Origin of the sequence: Vibrio sp. Makdt, from assembly GCF_027587015.1 — a bacterium.
GTDB lineage: Bacteria > Pseudomonadota > Gammaproteobacteria > Enterobacterales > Vibrionaceae > Vibrio > Vibrio chagasii_B.
Genome location: NZ_JAPPTH010000022.1, coordinates 65,177 through 82,249 on the forward strand (window position 1 = coordinate 65,177; position 17,073 = coordinate 82,249).

Here is a 17,073-nt window from a genome sequence, read left to right on the forward strand (position 1 = left end):
ATTATGAATCAGTCGAAATTTATCGTGGTTGAAGGCCTTGAAGGTGCGGGTAAAAGTACAGCTATCAATGCCATTGTTGAGACATTGAAAGCTTCTGGTGTTGAAGAGCTAGTAAACACTCGAGAACCAGGCGGTACCGTGCTGGCAGAAAAGATGCGTTCACTGGTCAAAGAAGAGCACGAAGGCGAACAGCTTCAAGACATGACTGAGTTACTGCTGATGTACGCTGCACGTGTTCAATTAGTCGAAAACGTGATTAAGCCTGCTTTAGATAGCGGTAAATGGGTATTGGGTGATCGTCATGATATGTCTTCTCAAGCGTATCAAGGTGGTGGTCGCCAGATCGCGCGTACGACAATGGAATCATTGAAAGCAACCACACTAGGCGATTTTAAGCCGGATCTAACTCTATACTTGGACTTAGACCCTAGAGTAGGGCTTGAGCGTGCACGTGGCCGTGGTGAGCTAGATAGAATTGAAAAGATGGATATCTCTTTCTTCGATCGCACGCGTGAACGTTACCTTGAGATCGCTGCGCAAGATGAGTCGGTTCTTGTGATCAATGCAGAGCAAGAGATAGAACAAGTAGCCGCGGATATTAAGCAAGCGCTTAGTACGTGGCTAGACCAACAGTAGGTAGTCATGGCGGAAGTGTATTCTTGGCTCACACCAGTTTGGAGTGAGTGGAAAAAAAGCCTCGATGCTGAGCGTTTTCCTAATTCGGTGATTGTTAATGCGCCGGAAGGGTTGGGCGTTGACGCTCTCATTAGCCAACTTACCGATGCATTAATGTGCACAAACTATGAAAGTGAGGCGTGTGGTTTTTGCCATAGCTGTGAGTTAATGAAGTCGGGCAGTCATCCCGATTTTCATGTCATCTCGCCAGAGAAAGAAGGCAAATCGATCACGGTTGATCAAGTTCGTGCTAGTAATCGCTGGGCTCAAGAGTCATCCCAGTTGGGCGGTTTACGCGTTATCTTGCTTGAGCCTGCTGAAGCGATGAACGAGTCGGCTTCTAATGCTCTTTTGAAAACTCTCGAAGAGCCATCAAGCCAGTGTATTTTCATTTTATCGACTCGTAACAGTAATCGATTAATGCCAACCATCATCAGTCGCTGTCAGCAGTTCAATGTGGTGAGCCCACAATTGGAAGCGGGCTCAGCATGGCTAGATGGAGAAGTGGGTAAGGCCGTTCCTGCGTATATTTTGGCACTTAACGACAATGCTCCGTTGAAAGCGAAAGCGATGTTTGAAGAGGGCGGTGTTGACGCTTCCGAGAAAGTGTTCGACGGTTTCGTTAATATCATCAAAGGCACTCAACCTGACATGCTAAAGTTCTCGACAGAGCTTAGCAAAGACCCTTTGATTCAATTGGGTTGGTTATGGCACTTATTGTCTGACGTACAGAAGCTGCATTTTGGCTTAGCGAATACGGCTATCACTCCCAGCGCTAATGCGCTGCGTGAGGTGATGTCTTATCAAAGCGCCTATACTGCAGCACATAAACTGTTGATATTGACTGAGCAGTTGAAGCAACACCCTGGGCTCAATACGGAGCTACTCATAATGAATTGGCTGATAGCCACTTGCGAGGAAACATGTTCGTAGATTCCCACTGTCATTTAGACAAGCTGGATTACCAAGATTTACACACCAGTGTAGAAGATGTCGTGAACAAAGCAAAAGCAGCGAATGTTGACCAACTACTTTCTGTAGGTGTGACACTAGATTCGTTTGAAAACATGCTCGAAATGATTGCACCGTTTGATAACGTTAACGCGTCTTGTGGCGTTCATCCTCTTGATGTTGAGAGTGACTTTAGTTTAGAAAGAATGCGTGAATACGCGAGCAATTCTAAAGTCGTTGCCATTGGTGAAACTGGCCTTGATTACCATTACCAGCCTGAAACGGCTGAACTGCAGCAACTGCGATTTAAACAGCATGTTGAGCTAGCGGTTGAACTGAACAAGCCTTTGATCATCCATACCCGTAATGCGCGTGAAGATACACTTGCTATTCTTCGTGATGGTGGTGCAGAGAAGTGTGGTGGTGTAATCCACTGCTTTACCGAAGATCAGGCATTTGCTGAAGCGGCCATGGAGCTGGGATTTTATATCTCAATTTCAGGTATTGTGACCTTTAAGCAGGCAACAGAACTTAAAGAGGTCGTTAAGAATCTGCCGTTAGATAGGCTACTAATTGAAACGGATTCTCCATACTTAGCACCGATCCCATATCGTGGAAAGCAGAACCAACCTGCATATGTTGTGGAAGTGGCGGCCTACATCGCGCAATTAAAAGGTGTATCGATGAAAGAGGTTGCTGAACAAACGACCAAAAATTACCAAAAACTTTTTTTGCGATAAAAAACTAACTAAACAAATAAAAGGGAGCGAAAGCTCCCTTTTTGTGTTTTTGATCACCAAAAATACGTTTTTTTTTAATGTTTACGAATTATGTTGAACTTGAGAGCGTGAATTATAACATTTGTAATTTTGTTACTAAAAATAACATTCTCTCTTATTTTATTTACCCAGTAAAATAATAATGACTTGTAAAAATATCCTTAAATTTCAATTGCTTATTTTATTGTAAACCATTGCATTTCTAGATTTGACATGTGATCCAAGACGTGTTTTGAAACTAAATTTCGTAAGTCACTAGAAAGTTAGTTCTGCATCAATATATATTTAGCGGCAGAAAATATAATGCAATACATGGTTACATTTTCACTGGGTGCTAACATATAGGCTACGGGGGTGTGCCGTTAGAACCCATATAATTATTTTATCTTTATCAGGAGCATAAACATGTTTAAGAACCTTTTTGCTAGCCTGCAAAAAGTTGGTAAGTCTCTGATGCTTCCAGTATCAGTTTTACCAGTTGCGGGTATTTTGCTAGGTGTCGGTGCAGCAGATCTTCCTTTCATTCCAGAAATTGTTTCAAACCTTATGGAGCAAGCTGGTGGTTCAGTATTCGGTCAAATGGCACTACTGTTCGCAGTAGGTGTTGCACTTGGCTTTACTAACAACGATGGTGTAGCTGGTCTAGCTGCAATCGTTGGTTACGGCATCATGACTGCTACACTAGGCGTAATGGCTGGTGTAATGGGCGTTGATAAAATCGATACTGGTGTACTAGGTGGTATCCTAGTCGGTGGTGTTGCTGCTTGGGCATTCAACCGTTTCTTCCGTATTCAACTTCCTGAGTACCTTGGCTTCTTCGCTGGTAAGCGTGCTGTGCCAATCATCACAGGTTTCTCTGCGATCGGTCTAGCAATTCTACTATCTGTAGTATGGCCTCCAGTTGGCGGCGCTATCTCTGCGTTCTCTGATTGGGCTGCTCACCAAAACCCACAAGTGGCGTTTGGTATCTACGGTATCGTTGAGCGCTCTCTAATTCCATTTGGTCTTCACCACGTATGGAACGTACCTTTCTTCTTCGAAGCTGGTACTTGTGTAAACGCTGCTGGCGAAACTCAAAACGGTGTTCTTACTTGTTACCTAGTTGCTGATGACGCATCTCGTGCAGCGGGCAATGGCTTCGGTCAGCTAGCTGGTGGTTACATGTTCAAGATGTTCGGTCTTCCTGCTGCTGCAATCGCAATTGCACACTCAGCTAAGCCTGAAAACCGCGCTAAAGTAATGGGTATCATGGCTTCTGCTGCGTTAACTTCATTCCTAACGGGTATCACTGAACCAATTGAATTCTCATTCCTATTCGTTGCTCCTGTTCTGTACGCAATCCACGCTCTACTAGCTGGCTCTGCTTACGTTCTTGCGAACACTCTAGGTTTTGTACACGGTACATCTTTCTCACACGGTCTAATCGACTTCCTAGTTCTATCTGGCAACGCGTCTAAGATGGGCCTAATGGTTGTATGTGGTATTGCTTACGCTGCAATCTACTACATCGTATTCCGCACTGTGATTAAAGCTCTAGACCTTAAAACTCCGGGTCGTGAAGACGAGTCAGAAGAAGAAGCAGTTGCGACTGGTTCTGAACTTGCTGGTGAGCTAGTTGCTGCATTCGGCGGTAAAGCGAACATCACTGGTCTTGACGCTTGTATCACTCGTCTACGTGTTGCAGTTGCTGATACAGCAGTTGTTGACCAAGACAAGCTGAAGAAACTAGGTGCTGCAGGTGTTGTAGTAGTAGCGGGTGGCGTACAAGCTATCTTCGGTACTAAATCTGACAACCTGAAAACAGACATGGATGAGTGGATCCGTAACAACGGTTAATTCACTGATTCAATAAATTGAAAGGAGGCCGAAAGGCCTCCTTTTTTGTTTTCTACTGTTTAGCTATGTTTCATCAAACTTATTCTTTTGTCTCTCAGTTATTTACCATTCATTTGAAATTACTCTCCTATGGATATCACCTTTGATGGCCTGCTATCTTTAACCTGATGATGACAAATGGTGTCGGTATTTAATTAACCTACCGTTTTTTGAAACAGTTTGAGAATACTATGAAACATCGTTACTTGATTGGCCTTATGTGCGGCAGCCTTGCCTCGTTAGCTCACGCTTCTGAAGCTCCTGCGTTAGAAGTTGGTCTAGCCGTTGACCAAGATCTGAGTGCCGTTGTTGAGTTTGACCAGAAATACCGTGTTACTATTGGTAATGACGGCGCTGCATTTGATTACATCTGGAAGCGAGGTCAGTTCGAGACTGAAGCTCCGTTGAGCTGGTACGTCGGCGCGGGTGCTTGGGCTGAATGGAATGACGACTTTGGCTTACGCTTGCCGTTAGGCGTTAAAGTGAACTTCTACGAAGGTTGGAATGCTTACGCACAGGTTCACCCTGAACTTGATATGTACAAAGGTGTTGAGTTGCAACTAGGCGGTGCTCTGGGTGTGACCTATAAGTTCTAAGGTTGAACTGAAAAATACGATACAGCGAAAAGCCAGCAAATTAGCTGGCTTTTTCATTTCTGTAGTATGCATTGTCATTTAGAAAGTAAAACTTAATCCGACATTGGCTTGGAATTGGTTCATCCAGTCTGTATCAAAGCGAATAATGCAGTCTTGGCCATTGCTTGGAATGTTGCATACGCCGGTTGTGTCGTTATCTACGACGGTACCTAACCAACGAACTTGGGTATTGAGCGCTAAGCGGTCACTAAACTTATATTCTAAACCGCCAAAAATCGACGTCGAGAAACCGTATTTATCTTTCGCCCAGTCCACATCAACATAAGAGGCGCCCAGTCCTAAGCCTAGGTACCCTGACAGAACCGAAGATGCAGGGTAGTAAATACTACTTTGAAAGTGCAGGTATTGGATTGAAGAGCTTAGGTTAAGCGTTTCCAGCTCTGAGCTTTGATTCGAATAAAAGAAACCAACACGTCCTTTCTCAAGCGGCGTTTCAATGGCAAAGGTGTAATTTTCAGATCCTTTCATGTCATAGTTTTTACCATTTTGATCTTCAACACTCCCTCCGGCGGTATAACCAACCATTGGAGTAATAATGATCTCCGGTGAGGCATAAACACTCGAAACCGAGAAAAGTGCAACCAACGTCATCATATTTGCTTTGTTATTCATGAGTATATCCTTATCCATACACTTACTAATTGTGATGGTTACATCAATATCGTGCGACTAATTTCGACGATTCTTGAAGATACTTCACACACCTGATAGTACTTAAATAGTGACTCAACAAATTAATAATAAGCCAGAGGTGTCTATGGAACATAATCTGAAAAATGCCCTACAAATTACAGCGTTCATCTACGTAATCATTCTTTCATTTGGCTTTATTGCGATCGGTAGTTAATACCATTTATTGCGATCGGTAGTTAATACCATTTATTGCGAGGCTGAGTTTTGATACTCAGGAAATAATGAATAGTGGGTTCGTAACCAATATTGATACCGCAATAGACTTAGATTATTACGCTAAGTTTATTGCTGGTAAAACAGCACTGGTCGCTCAAGGTGGCGGACAGAGAAGTATTTTTACCTCAGGCGTTCTCGACGCTTTTCTCCTCTCTAATTTTGACCCCTTCGATGAATTTTTCGGTACCTCGGCAGGTGCGCTTAACTTATGTGCCTATTTGTGCCGTGATAAAGGCTTAGGGCGCTCTTTTGTCCTTGACCTGACCACCTCTCCAGAGTTCTTCAATCTGTTCTCTTACATACGGCACAGGAAGAATTTAGGGCTTGAGTGGGCCTTAGAGCAAATCATGGCTTATCCTTATAAGCTTGACCTTGATTTAGGGCGACAAACCTTAGGTGAGCGGCACTTCTATGCGGCGGTAACGGGTTCTAAAGATTTACGAGATCACTACTTCCCTCTGTTGGGAGACGATTGGTATAAGGTGATGATAGCAACTTGTGCCATTCCTCGTTTGTACAATGATGAGATCTTGATTGGTGGTAGTGCTTATGTGGATGGCGGCGTGTCTGCCTCTATTCCCGTTCAAGAGGCGTGGCGTAGGCAAGCTCGTTCAATTGTTGTGATTCGTACAGAACCTGTAACCGATGAAGAGGGGAGACCGCTAGTTCAAGCTCCGCAGCAGCAACAGAAAATTCAAGCACCTAAACCGGTAACTGCCGAGGAGCTGGAGTGGTTCCGAGAATCGTTCGATAGTGTTCAAGGCCATTGGCAACAGAAAGTGGAGCAATGGAAAACCGACTGGAGCTCTTTTTTCCAGCAGCAGATCCTTCGTTCTAAAGAGCAGAAGCGCGACCGTGGGCATTTAGATTTGCTTAATGGTGGTCGATGGTTGTTTGGCGCTGATGATATTTACCGTTTAAGCCATTTAATTGGTGATAAGTTTGATTCTGGGTTGGCTGACATGTTGATGGTGCACTATCAAACTTATTCGTTGACTCAAGACTTTTTGAATTCTCCTCCAGACGATGCCTTTGTGGTGCAGATCGCGCCAAGTAGACCGTTAAAATCGAGCTCTTTAATGAGTGACAAAGAAGATTTGCTCCATGATTACGAATTGGGTTTAGAGGCCGGCTACCGATTCGTTGAAACTTATACCACAACGGAAAACGCTCGCAGTTCGCATATGCCCCAACTGGCAAGCGTTGTTATTGATAAATAATGCGGGCGGAATGCTATAGCTAGCCTCGTGGTGTGCACACATAGCTCGTCATGTACTGAAATGAAAAAGGGTTATTGAACTTGGTTCGATAACCCTTTTACTTTTATCTCATGTTGTCGCTGCTTATTGGCTTTATCCGCTGCGCTGAGAGTTAAGTGACAGGTAGGATTCTCATACAGTTAGTTGAGCCAGCCACGTCCATGATATCGCCTTGGGTAATGATCACGAGATCACCAAACTTGAGGTGTCCTTTCTCTTTTAGGCAAGCAAGTGTCGATAGTGCAATGTCAAAGCTGTCTTTGGCTTCTGTCTCAAAGTAGATAGGGGTTACGCCTCGATACAAGGTACAACGGTTTAGCGTTCCTTCGTTACGAGACAAAGCGTAGATAGGCATGTCAGCACTTAAGCGAGACATCATCAAAGCAGTGCGCCCAGACTCAGTCAGCGTGACTACTCCTTTAATGCCTTCCATGTGGTTGGCAGAGTAGATGGTTGCCATTGATACTGTTTCTTCTGCTGTCACAAAAGTGCGGTCAATTCGGTAGTTGGACTGATTGACGTTTGCCATCTTCTCGGCGCCCACACACACTTCAGCCATCGATTTTACCGTCTCTACTGGGTATTGCCCGGCAGCGGTTTCACCAGACAGCATTACCGCATCAGTACCATCAAGCACTGCGTTCGCTACATCCATTACTTCAGCACGGGTAGGCATTGGAGCGGAGATCATTGATTCCATCATCTGAGTTGCAGTGATGATAGTGCGATTAAGGGCTCTAGCGCGGCGTATAAGCTGTTTTTGTACACCGACCAACTCTGGGTCTCCAATTTCTACTCCGAGGTCACCACGAGCCACCATGACCACATCTGAAGCCATTATGATGTCATCCATGTTCTCAACGGTCGATACTGTCTCTGCTCGCTCTACTTTGGCGACCAGGTGAGCTTCTAAACCTGCTTCACGCGCAAGTTGGCGAGCGTAGTGCATGTCTTCGCCGTTACGAGGGAAAGAGACAGCGAGGTAATCGACTTGGATTTGGGCGGCGGTGACGATGTCTCGTTTGTCTTTGTCGGTTAGCGCTTCTGCAGAAAGCCCACCGCCTTTTTTGTTGATGCCTTTGTTGTTGGATAGCGGACCGCCAATGATGACTTCGGTATGAACGCGGCAACCTTCGACCTGAGTGACTTTGAGTTGCACACGACCATCGTCAAGCAACAGAATGTCGCCGGCTGAGACATCATTAGGCAGCTCTTTGTAGTCGAGGCCAACGGCGTGCTGGTCGCCTTCACCTAAACCTAGGCTGCTGTCTAGAGTGAATTCATCACCAACAGCCAGTTGAATCTTTCCATCTCTGAATGTCGACACACGAATCTTGGGACCTTGAAGGTCGCCGAGAATAGCAATTTGTGTCCCCAGTTTTTTTGCGATTGCTCTGACTTTTTCTGCACGTTGTATATGGTCGTCGCTGCTGCCGTGGGAGAAGTTCATACGAACAATATTGGCACCGGCTTTGATGATCTCTTCAAGCACGTTACCTTTATCGGTAGAAGGGCCTAGCGTTGTGACGATTTTCGTTTTTCTTAATTCAGCTGTCATGAATACTCCTAGAGTGAGGCCAGTAATCTTTTTAAAAGACTGAATTAAGTATATGCATTAATTGATAATTTATTGGGAGCTAGGAGGATATTTCTTGATTTGCCTTTAATTATTGAATTCAGGGCTCAAACGCGATGTTTTATTCTGAAAATTAAGTCGTAAATTATCGATGTGGGTGTTAATTTTCCTCGAACTATTTGACTCGATACACAAAGATTCATGTATATACGTGATACTGGTCACGGCGATATACCAAGTGACTTCACAATTACTTCGCAAAGTAAAAAAATTATCCCGTTGATGATTTCTGGAGCGTAAAATGTACATGGCTCAACCGGGCCATATTGATCATATCAAACAGGTCAATGCTGGTCGTGTATATAAACTAATTGACCTTAAAGGTCCTATTTCTCGTATCGATCTGTCCAAACAAAGTGAGTTGGCTCCGGCGAGTATTACCAAAATAACCCGTGAACTCATGGAAGCTCACCTTATCCACGAGACGACGGTTCAAGAAGCCACGACTCGCGGACGTCCTGCTGTTGGTTTGCAAACCAACAATGAAGGTTGGCAATTCTTGTCGATGCGTCTTGGACGCGGGTATCTTACTATCGCGCTTCATGAACTGGGCGGCGATGTGCTTATCGATACGAAGATCGACATTCACGAACGCGACCAAGATGATGTACTTGCGCGTCTTCTTCATGAAATCGACGAATTCTTTCAAACTTATGCTGAGCAGCTCGACAGGGTAACCAGTATCGCGGTCACGCTTCCAGGCCTTGTGAATTCAGAGCAGGGTATTGTGTTGCAAATGCCGCATTACAATGTCGAAAACTTAGCTTTGGGTCCTGAGATCTACAAAGAAACAGGTCTACCAGTCTTTATTGCCAATGACACCCGAGCTTGGGCATTAGCAGAGAAGTTGTTTGGTAATTCTCAAGATAATGACAACTCTGTCTTAATCTCTATTCACCACGGTTTAGGCGCCGGGATTATTCTTGATGGCCGAGTTCTGCAAGGTCGTCACGGTAACATCGGTGAATTGGGTCATATCCAGATCGATAAGGAAGGCAAACTTTGCCATTGTGGTAATCGAGGCTGTTTAGAAACGGTCGCGAGTTCACAGGCGATTCGTGAACAAGTGAAAGAGCGCCTAGCCAATGGTGAAGAATCCACGCTTACCGTTTTTGAAGATGTCACGATTGAACAAATCTGTGCTGCTGCGGCTGATGGTGACCCACTGGCTGTCGAAGTGATTGAGCAGTTAGGCCGTTACTTAGGTTCAGCGATTGCCATTGTGATTAACCTGTTTAACCCAGAGAAAATCTTAGTCGGTGGTGTTATCAACCAAGCTAAGAGCGTTCTGTACCCGGCGATTCAAAAGTGTATCGAAGAGCAGAGCTTATCGGTTTACCATCAAGATTTAGAGCTGGTGGAATCTCGATTCTACAAGCAAGCAACCATGCCAGGTGCTGCACTTATTAAGCAGGCTCTCTACGACGGTCAGTTGCTAATGAAAGTTATTGAAGGCTAACTCTTTTTCTCTTCTTTTAGCCTTCCCCGATCCTTTCCATGTACTTAAGCTTCGTATAACAACATTTGTTGTACTTAGTTTAAGCATTCTGTGCATTAGCGCTTTGCTTTAACCCATTGAAGTAGGCTATTGTAGCCACAGTTATTATTTGTCACTAAGGTGTTGTATGTCTGGCGTTTTAAATTCGGTTGATCAGAGAACGAAACTGGTTGGTGAAAACCGTCTGGAACTCTTGTTATTCAGCTTAAATAGTCGCCAATTATTTGCGATTAACGTATTTAAAGTTAAAGAAGTGCTAAAAGTGCCGGTACTTACTCGCTTACCGGGCTCCCACCATCATATTACAGGGGTGGCTTCTTTACGTGGTGAATCAGTACCTGTGATTGATCTGCGAAGTGCGATTGGCTTTCCGCCGTCACGTGCAGAGTCTCAAGAAAGTAACTTGATCATTACGGAGTACAACCGAACTGTACAAGGTTTCTTGGTTGGACAGGTGCGTAATATCGTCAATACAACATGGACTGAAATCCAGCCGCCACCAAAGACAACAGGTCGTGCAAACTACCTAACCGCTATCACGCATATTCAAGAAGAAGATCAGCACAAAATCGTTGAGATCATCGATGTTGAGAAGGTGCTAGCAGAGATCATCGATTACGATGTGTCGATCTCTGAAGGTGTGTTAGATGAGCAGTTAGCTCAAGAGATGATTGGCCGAAACGTACTTATCGTTGATGACTCTTCAACGGCACGTAACCAAATTAAAGGCACTTTGTCGCAGCTTGGATTAAACATCATTGAGTGTTGCGATGGCTTAGAAGCTCTGAACTTACTCAAGGGTTGGTGTGACGAAGGGAAAGACATCAATCAAGAAATTCTGTTGATGATCACCGACGCCGAAATGCCTGAAATGGACGGTTATAAGCTGACACACGAAGTACGAACTGACCCAAGAATGCATGACTTGTTTATTACGCTAAATACTTCATTAAGTGGAAGTTTTAATGAAGCAATGGTCGAGAAAGTAGGGTGTAACCGCTTCATTTCTAAGTTCCAACCGGACTTGTTGGTTGAGGTAACGCAGGAGCGTATGCGACAGATTTTGTAAATTATACCGACAGGTGGTTTGTTTTGAGTGACCTTATGGAAAACGTTTGCTATTATTGATGCAGCATATTAATTGTCACAAAATATGCTCAACTACTCACGTAACTTTTCACGCACAATTTAAGGTAGTTCCTCTTAATGATATGGTTAACGTCTAAAGTTGTTATGACTTTAAGCTTATTACTATATAGGGAATTTAAGAAAAGACGTACGGAAGCTGACGTTGAGGTATAACTCAACAATTTGAAATAAAGGGAGGCAGATGCTTCCCTTTTTCGTTTCTCTATTCTCCTAAATAAAACAGTCGCTTGAGTTGTTAGTGAAAGTCTCGCGACTTGGTTTTTAAGCCAACAATCTCATCGGTAATGTCGATAAGCTTCCCCGCAATTACATGTACCACTTCACCTTCTTTTTCTAGGATGCCTTGCACCTTTAACGCCTTGGCTGTGAGATACGCTTGCTGTTGAGCGCGCGCCGTTGCTCCCCATACCACCACATTAATATTGCCCGTATTATCTTCCAGTGTGACAAAGGTGACGCCTGCTGCGGTTCCGGGGGATTGCTTACCCGTTACAAGCCCAACAACGGTGACCATGGATTTGTGTCGTTGTTGTTTTAAGTCTTTCATATGAGTGAATCGACCTAGTCGATTAGCCTCTTCCAGTAACGTGATGGGGTGCTTATTCAAAGAGATCCCAACACTGGTGAAGTCCTCAAGTAAATCCTGCATCTCACTGGGTTGTTGCAATCCTTGTTCGTCATTACCTTTTTCAAAGCTGTCATCGATTTGACTAAACAAGGGTAGATCAGAGGCCGAGTCCATAATCGCCCAGCGAGTTTGAAAGCGGTCACCTGAAACGTTGTGAAGCGCATTTGCTGAGGCAAGTAGCTCAATGTCTTTCTTGTTGATTGATAACTGCTTTACCTGACTAGGGTGGCGATAACCCGATTTCGGCCGGTTAGCGAGCACACTCTGGATACCATGTTCACTCAAGCCTTTGATTTGTCTCATCCCTAAACGTATCGCTAAACCATTTTGCTGAGAGACAACTGTGTGGTTGTCTTGAGAGGCATTCACACATACTGGGAGTATCGCCACATTGTGTCGCTGCGCATCTTGTACCAATTGCGATGGGCTGTAAAACCCCATAGGTTGGCTATTCAGTAAGGAGGCGTAGAAGCACTCTGGGTAATAGTATTTTAACCAAGCTGAACAATACGCGAGTACTGCAAACGAAGCGGAGTGACTTTCCGGGAAACCGTATTCACCAAAGCCACATATCTGTTTAAATATTTGCTCCGCAAATTCAGTGTCATAGCCTCGCTTTTGCATGCCTTCAATGAGTTTGGTTTTAAATTTAAATACGTTGCCGTTTTTCTTCCAAGCGGCCATCGCACGTCTGAGCTGATCCGCCTCACCACCTGTAAACCCTGCGGCGACCATAGCGAGCTTTATCACTTGCTCTTGGAATATAGGCACACCCATAGTGCGCGATAGAACGGATTCAACCTCTTTCGAGGGATAGCTGATTGGCTCAATACCATCACGGCGCTTGAGATAAGGGTGCACCATGTCACCTTGAATAGGACCTGGGCGTACGATAGCGATTTGAATCACCAAGTCGTAGTACGTCCTTGGCTTGAGCCTTGGAAGCATGCTCATTTGAGCTCGTGACTCAATCTGGAATATGCCAACGGTATCTGCTCGTTGAATCATGCCATAAACTTGAGGATCATCTTTAAGGCGAGTGATCTCTGCGATCGTTAACGAGCGACCATGAATACGCTTGATCAGGTCGAAGCATTTTCGAATGGCAGAAAGCATACCAAGTGCAAGTACATCAACTTTAAGCAGCCCCAGAGTTTCAAGGTCATCCTTATCCCATTGAATAATTGTGCGATCGTGCATTGCGGCGTTCTCGACTGGAACCAATTCATACAAAGGTCCAGAAGAGATCACAAAGCCGCCCACATGCTGAGACAGGTGACGTGGGAAGCCGATGATTTCATTAACTAAATGGATAAACTGCTGACCTTTTAAAGATTCAGGTTGTAGCCCTAATAGCGTGAGCTGAGCCTGCCAACCTAGGCTTTTATCTCTGCGGTTGGTGTTCTTAATGAAGTAATCAAGCTGGGTCTCCTGTAGCCCCAGTGCTTTACCTACATCCCTTACTGCACTTTTGAAGCGATAAGAAATGACCGTAGCAGCAAGCGCAGCACGTTCTCTACCGTATTTTTGATAGATGTACTGGATGATTTCTTCGCGGCGTTCATGCTCAAAGTCGACATCAATATCGGGCGGCTCATCACGCTCTTTACTGATGAAGCGTTCGAACAGTACTGAGATCTGCCTTGGGTCGACAGAGGTGATCTCTAGACAGTAACAAACCACGGAATTGGCCGCTGAACCTCGACCTTGATAAAGAATGCCTTGGCTTTTCGCAAACATGACGATGTCATGGATCGTTAGGAAGAAGAAAGGGTAGTCGAGCTCGTCAATAAGCCCTAACTCTTTATCGATGATCTGTTGAATGTCACTAGGGACACCTTGTGGGAAGCGAGCCTGTTTGCCTTTCTCGACCAACATGCGCAGATAACTCATGGGAGTTTCACCTTGAGGGATCAGTTCACTTGGGTATTCGTATCGCAAGCTATCCAAATCAAAGTCACACAGTTCAGCGATGCGATTGCTCTCCTCTAGCCACTCTGTTTTAAAGATATGCGAGAGCTTATTGATGCTTCGCAAACAGCGCTCGGCATTCGCCAGTAAGTGACTGCCTACTTCGGTAATGGGCTTTTGGTATTTAATCGCAGTGAGTGAGTGCTGTAAGGGCAAGCAATTAGCATTGTGCATCAACACGCCGCCACAAGCTGTCATTGGTAGGTGATGATGATGTGACAGCTCCACACAGTAATCGATGTACTGCTGATCGGTCTGTTTTAGGTGTCGTTGCAATCCAATCCACAATCGACCTGAGTGATGTTGTGAAAGCCACTGTCCCCAATGGGCGTCTTCAGTTTTCTGTTGAGGCAGCCATAGAATGAAGCAGTGCTTAGCCGACATGATATCCCATTCAGAGAGTTGATAATGTCCTTTGCTGCTACGGCGTCTCGCGTTAGTAATAATACGGCACAGCTCAGCATAGGCCTTCCTATTTGGACACAGCAAAACCACTTGGCACTCTTCATTTAGCCAAAACATGCTCCCGACAATCTGTTTGAGCGACAGTTCATGTTGCTTGATTGCAGAGTGAACCTTAACGATGCCTGCTACTGAGCACTCGTCGGTGACCGCAAGTGCTTTGTAACGTAAAAAGTCGGCCTGTAAAACCAGCTCTTCCGCGTGCGAAGCTCCCTCAAGAAAGGAGTAATTACTTTGGCAGAAAAGCTCTGAGTATTGCTGAGACATAACGTAATCTCACTTAATCATTGCGAGTAAACATGATTGAAAAAGGGACGTTGAAATTGAATAAGTAGAACAGACTAGCTAAATAAGCCGTGCAAAAACCACTGCTTATCGGGTGTTCTAAAGACCCATAACCATCGACCGTTTTCACTGTGAGCAATAAAGTAGTCACGAATGATTTTCTGGCCATCCCACCATCCAGAAACAATACGTTCAGGGCCCTGAGATAAGGTGACGTTCTCGGTTAAGGCTTCGGGCTCCTGCAGCAAAATACTGGGCCTGAGTCGCTGTTGGCTTATATTGATAGTTGGCTCTGTTTGTCCCACAACCTCAACGGTGGCTTGTTTCTTTGCTACGTTTTTACTCAGGGTTGGAAGCGAATAGCGATTGGCTTTTTCTGGCCTAGGATCCTGCTGTATTTTCGGTGTTTGAATACATGCCTGTCCGAGCTTTGCCTGTAACAGTGACAGTAGATCTAGCGCAGCAAGCGTTCCGGTATTGCCATCAAAAAGATCATGGTAGGCCGTTTGAGGTTCACCATGACGAGCTAACGAGAGAGTGAGCCCTTGAACGGGGGCTGTGAGCTTGAGTGACTCTAAGGTGAGATGGGTAAGGTTAGCCCACTTTTCAGCAAGGTAATCCCCCTGTGCTGAATAGAAAGAGACATGGTGGTCGTCTTTATCCCTGAGGTGCAGAGTCAGTGTTAGCTCAAACGCGACTCTGTCACGTAGCTTCAAAAAGCACTCCAGTTGATTCAATAACTTCAGCAGTGGCTTTTCGATAAATAGAATGTTCTCTATATCAAACAACAGCTCCAGATATTGCTGGAAGCTTTCTGGTGGATGATAGAAATCAATAGGGTGCTTGAATTGCCCATTGAGGCGACCAACATAATTGACCAAGTCGATATCAAAGCGACGTGCGACTTCTTGCAAAGGCAGCTTCAATAGCTCTTCAACGATATTAATACCGACACGATTTAAGCGCTCAACTTGCTTAGGTGGCAATTCACTAGAACTTAATGCTTGTTGGTTAACCCAAGCCTTCATCTGTTGAACATTGTTCGTTACTTGATTGATCGCTTGTTTGCCCAGAAGGATCGCAGAGAGCGGTGAGTAGCCCGTGGCAAAACTGAACTTAATGTTGAGAGCTTCAATATGGCTTTTGAGTTCATGCCAATAGTTATCCAGCCCATCGTAAAGCGATAGCATGTTAGAAGCTTTAATCAACAAGCCATTGGGTGGCAACAGAGTCATGTCGGAAGTCACTAGGTACGCCCATTGAGCTATCTCTTTCAGTTTGTTTTTCTCAAGCTCAATGCTGTATGGGTGAACGTGTAAGTGATGGCAAAGCGCCGCCGCTGACCCTAGCCCCATACCCAGTGTGATGCCTGATTCCAGCGCGACTTGATTAGCTTGCAGTACACGATGATCTTTTTCATCCACGATGATAATAGGTTGCTCGTGTGATTCTTCCTTTGAGCTCGATTCACTTGAGTTAAACAAGGTATCCAATTGCAGAGATGGAAAGTGCAGATACAGCCACAGCATACGCTAGCCTTGTTTCGCAATAGGAAAAGCCAGCACAGTATTATCAGACAAGACACGGTGTGAACTGTCGATGCTGATGACTTTCTCTGTCAGTAACGGCCAATGGTGAGTCATGTCGAGGATAAAGCTGCCATACGACCAGCTGCCTTTTCTTTTTGTTACCTCAACCTTTAACCCCTGAGCATGAGAAGAGAGCTTCATGCTTAAAGAAACGGGTAGGGATAATTGATTATGGCTGGTGGCTTTAAAATGAAACTGCAGGCATTTACCGGTTTCACTTGCTGCTTGTAAGCGTTTGGTTTGGTGGATTTCGAGATCGGCTCCCCATAACAATACAGAATGGCAAGCACCACTCTTGAGGCATTGCTCAGCAGCCCATAATGCATCGAGATCGCGTTGAGGCTCGATCACCAAGATGTTATCAAGTTCGACTCCCTGGCTACTAAAAAACTCGGCACAGATCTTCCCTGGCGGGTTAATGAATATGGCCAGTTTTTGCGAGTTTTGTTGAGATAAATAGGGCGTGAGTAGGCGTAGTTCGCCGATCCCTTGTTGTGATTCAACTTCAATAACGCCGTGCGTCGGAAAGCCACCATCAAGCTGTTTATCCAATTGCGGATAGCCTGTTGAAGTGGTACTTCCTAGCGTTGTTGATTGTAGCCCTTTCCAGATTAGCTGGCGGTCTTGTAAGTTTTTTATGAGTTCATGCATAATTAAATACCTGTATATTCATACAGTATATTTAATCGTGAAAAAGATGCAAAGCAAAATGACGAAAATTAGTAGAAGCAAGTATTAGATACTTGATTTA

14 protein-coding genes are annotated in these 17,073 nt (G+C 44.8%); 9 read left to right on the forward strand and 5 right to left on the reverse strand.

Annotated elements, in window-relative coordinates:
* Positions 1-3 precede the first annotated feature (3 nt).
* The 5 genes from tmk to OH460_RS21530 all read left to right on the forward strand — a co-directional run bounded on the left by tmk (position 4) and on the right by OH460_RS21530 (position 4,876).
* Positions 4-636: a dTMP kinase gene (gene tmk / locus OH460_RS21510; RefSeq protein ID WP_061033773.1), complete on the forward strand. Its 633-nt coding sequence runs from the start codon at positions 4-6 to the stop codon at positions 634-636.
* Positions 637-642: 6 nt separating this feature from the next.
* Positions 643-1,608: a DNA polymerase III subunit delta' gene (locus OH460_RS21515; protein ID WP_116871819.1), complete on the forward strand. Its 966-nt coding sequence runs from the start codon at positions 643-645 to the stop codon at positions 1,606-1,608.
* Positions 1,599-2,366, forward strand: coding sequence for a TatD family hydrolase (locus OH460_RS21520; RefSeq protein WP_269999495.1), 768 nt, complete (start codon positions 1,599-1,601; stop codon positions 2,364-2,366). Before OH460_RS21515 ends, OH460_RS21520 begins: the two co-directional genes overlap by 10 nt.
* 444 nt (positions 2,367-2,810) lie before the next feature.
* Complete coding sequence (gene ptsG, locus OH460_RS21525; protein WP_008223640.1) at positions 2,811-4,241, forward strand: PTS glucose transporter subunit IIBC; 1,431 nt, start codon at positions 2,811-2,813, stop codon at positions 4,239-4,241.
* Between the two features lie 230 nt (positions 4,242-4,471).
* Positions 4,472-4,876: a hypothetical protein gene (locus OH460_RS21530; RefSeq protein ID WP_008223638.1), complete on the forward strand. Its 405-nt coding sequence runs from the start codon at positions 4,472-4,474 to the stop codon at positions 4,874-4,876.
* A 78-nt stretch (positions 4,877-4,954) separates the two neighbouring features.
* Here the strand turns inward: OH460_RS21530 and OH460_RS21535 are convergent, their stop codons facing one another.
* Positions 4,955-5,548 (reverse strand): porin family protein, encoded by a 594-nt coding sequence (locus OH460_RS21535; RefSeq protein ID WP_269999496.1) that lies wholly within the window; start codon positions 5,546-5,548, stop codon positions 4,955-4,957.
* Positions 5,549-5,693: 145 nt separating this feature from the next.
* Between OH460_RS21535 and cydH the strand changes: the two genes are divergently transcribed.
* Both cydH and OH460_RS21545 read left to right on the forward strand, forming a co-directional pair.
* A complete protein-coding gene (gene cydH / locus OH460_RS21540) occupies positions 5,694-5,783 on the forward strand; it encodes a cytochrome bd-I oxidase subunit CydH (RefSeq protein WP_105057857.1) in 90 nt (29 codons plus the stop codon).
* Positions 5,784-5,850: 67 nt separating this feature from the next.
* The gene (locus OH460_RS21545) at positions 5,851-7,065 is read left to right on the forward strand and encodes a patatin-like phospholipase family protein (RefSeq protein WP_269999497.1); all 1,215 of its coding nucleotides are present in this window, start codon (positions 5,851-5,853) and stop codon (positions 7,063-7,065) included.
* 151 nt (positions 7,066-7,216) lie between these two features.
* Here OH460_RS21545 and pyk read toward each other — a convergent pair whose 3' ends face one another.
* A complete protein-coding gene (pyk, locus tag OH460_RS21550) occupies positions 7,217-8,662 on the reverse strand; it encodes a pyruvate kinase (protein ID WP_269999498.1) in 1,446 nt (481 codons plus the stop codon).
* Between the two features lie 319 nt (positions 8,663-8,981).
* On the opposite strand from pyk, the gene mlc reads away from it, so the two are divergent.
* Together mlc and OH460_RS21560 are read left to right on the forward strand one after the other, a co-directional pair.
* Positions 8,982-10,199 (forward strand): sugar metabolism global transcriptional regulator Mlc, encoded by a 1,218-nt coding sequence (mlc, locus tag OH460_RS21555; protein ID WP_061033767.1) that lies wholly within the window; start codon positions 8,982-8,984, stop codon positions 10,197-10,199.
* Positions 10,200-10,365: 166 nt separating this feature from the next.
* Entirely contained in the window at positions 10,366-11,307 is a 942-nt protein-coding gene (locus OH460_RS21560) for a chemotaxis protein CheV (protein ID WP_061033766.1), read from the forward strand.
* Positions 11,308-11,622: 315 nt separating this feature from the next.
* Here OH460_RS21560 and OH460_RS21565 read toward each other — a convergent pair whose 3' ends face one another.
* The 3 genes from OH460_RS21565 to imuA all read right to left on the reverse strand — a co-directional run bounded on the left by OH460_RS21565 (position 11,623) and on the right by imuA (position 16,973).
* Positions 11,623-14,715 carry an error-prone DNA polymerase gene (locus OH460_RS21565; protein ID WP_269999499.1) on the reverse strand — a complete coding sequence of 1,031 codons (3,093 nt, stop codon included), beginning with the start codon at positions 14,713-14,715 and terminating at the stop codon, positions 11,623-11,625.
* A 74-nt stretch (positions 14,716-14,789) separates the two neighbouring features.
* Positions 14,790-16,262, reverse strand: coding sequence for a Y-family DNA polymerase (locus tag OH460_RS21570; RefSeq protein WP_269999500.1), 1,473 nt, complete (start codon positions 16,260-16,262; stop codon positions 14,790-14,792).
* A 3-nt stretch (positions 16,263-16,265) separates the two neighbouring features.
* Positions 16,266-16,973 (reverse strand): translesion DNA synthesis-associated protein ImuA, encoded by a 708-nt coding sequence (gene imuA, locus OH460_RS21575; RefSeq protein WP_105057395.1) that lies wholly within the window; start codon positions 16,971-16,973, stop codon positions 16,266-16,268.
* Positions 16,974-17,073: the final 100 nt, after the last annotated feature.

Bases quoted from the DNA above. Each gene is read 5' to 3' on its own strand.
- tmk (WP_061033773.1), top strand. From the start codon at position 4: ATGAATCAGTCGAAATTTATCGTGGTTGAAGGCCTTGAAGGTGCGGGT.
- OH460_RS21515 (WP_116871819.1), top strand. From the start codon at position 643: ATGGCGGAAGTGTATTCTTGGCTCACACCAGTTTGGAGTGAGTGGAAA.
- OH460_RS21520 (WP_269999495.1), top strand. From the start codon at position 1,599: ATGTTCGTAGATTCCCACTGTCATTTAGACAAGCTGGATTACCAAGAT.
- ptsG (WP_008223640.1), top strand. From the start codon at position 2,811: ATGTTTAAGAACCTTTTTGCTAGCCTGCAAAAAGTTGGTAAGTCTCTG.
- OH460_RS21530 (WP_008223638.1), top strand. From the start codon at position 4,472: ATGAAACATCGTTACTTGATTGGCCTTATGTGCGGCAGCCTTGCCTCG.
- OH460_RS21535 (WP_269999496.1), bottom strand. From the start codon at position 5,548: ATGAATAACAAAGCAAATATGATGACGTTGGTTGCACTTTTCTCGGTT.
- cydH (WP_105057857.1), top strand. From the start codon at position 5,694: ATGGAACATAATCTGAAAAATGCCCTACAAATTACAGCGTTCATCTAC.
- OH460_RS21545 (WP_269999497.1), top strand. From the start codon at position 5,851: ATGAATAGTGGGTTCGTAACCAATATTGATACCGCAATAGACTTAGAT.
- pyk (WP_269999498.1), bottom strand. From the start codon at position 8,662: ATGACAGCTGAATTAAGAAAAACGAAAATCGTCACAACGCTAGGCCCT.
- mlc (WP_061033767.1), top strand. From the start codon at position 8,982: ATGTACATGGCTCAACCGGGCCATATTGATCATATCAAACAGGTCAAT.
- OH460_RS21560 (WP_061033766.1), top strand. From the start codon at position 10,366: ATGTCTGGCGTTTTAAATTCGGTTGATCAGAGAACGAAACTGGTTGGT.
- OH460_RS21565 (WP_269999499.1), bottom strand. From the start codon at position 14,715: ATGTCTCAGCAATACTCAGAGCTTTTCTGCCAAAGTAATTACTCCTTT.
- OH460_RS21570 (WP_269999500.1), bottom strand. From the start codon at position 16,262: ATGCTGTGGCTGTATCTGCACTTTCCATCTCTGCAATTGGATACCTTG.
- imuA (WP_105057395.1), bottom strand. From the start codon at position 16,973: ATGCATGAACTCATAAAAAACTTACAAGACCGCCAGCTAATCTGGAAA.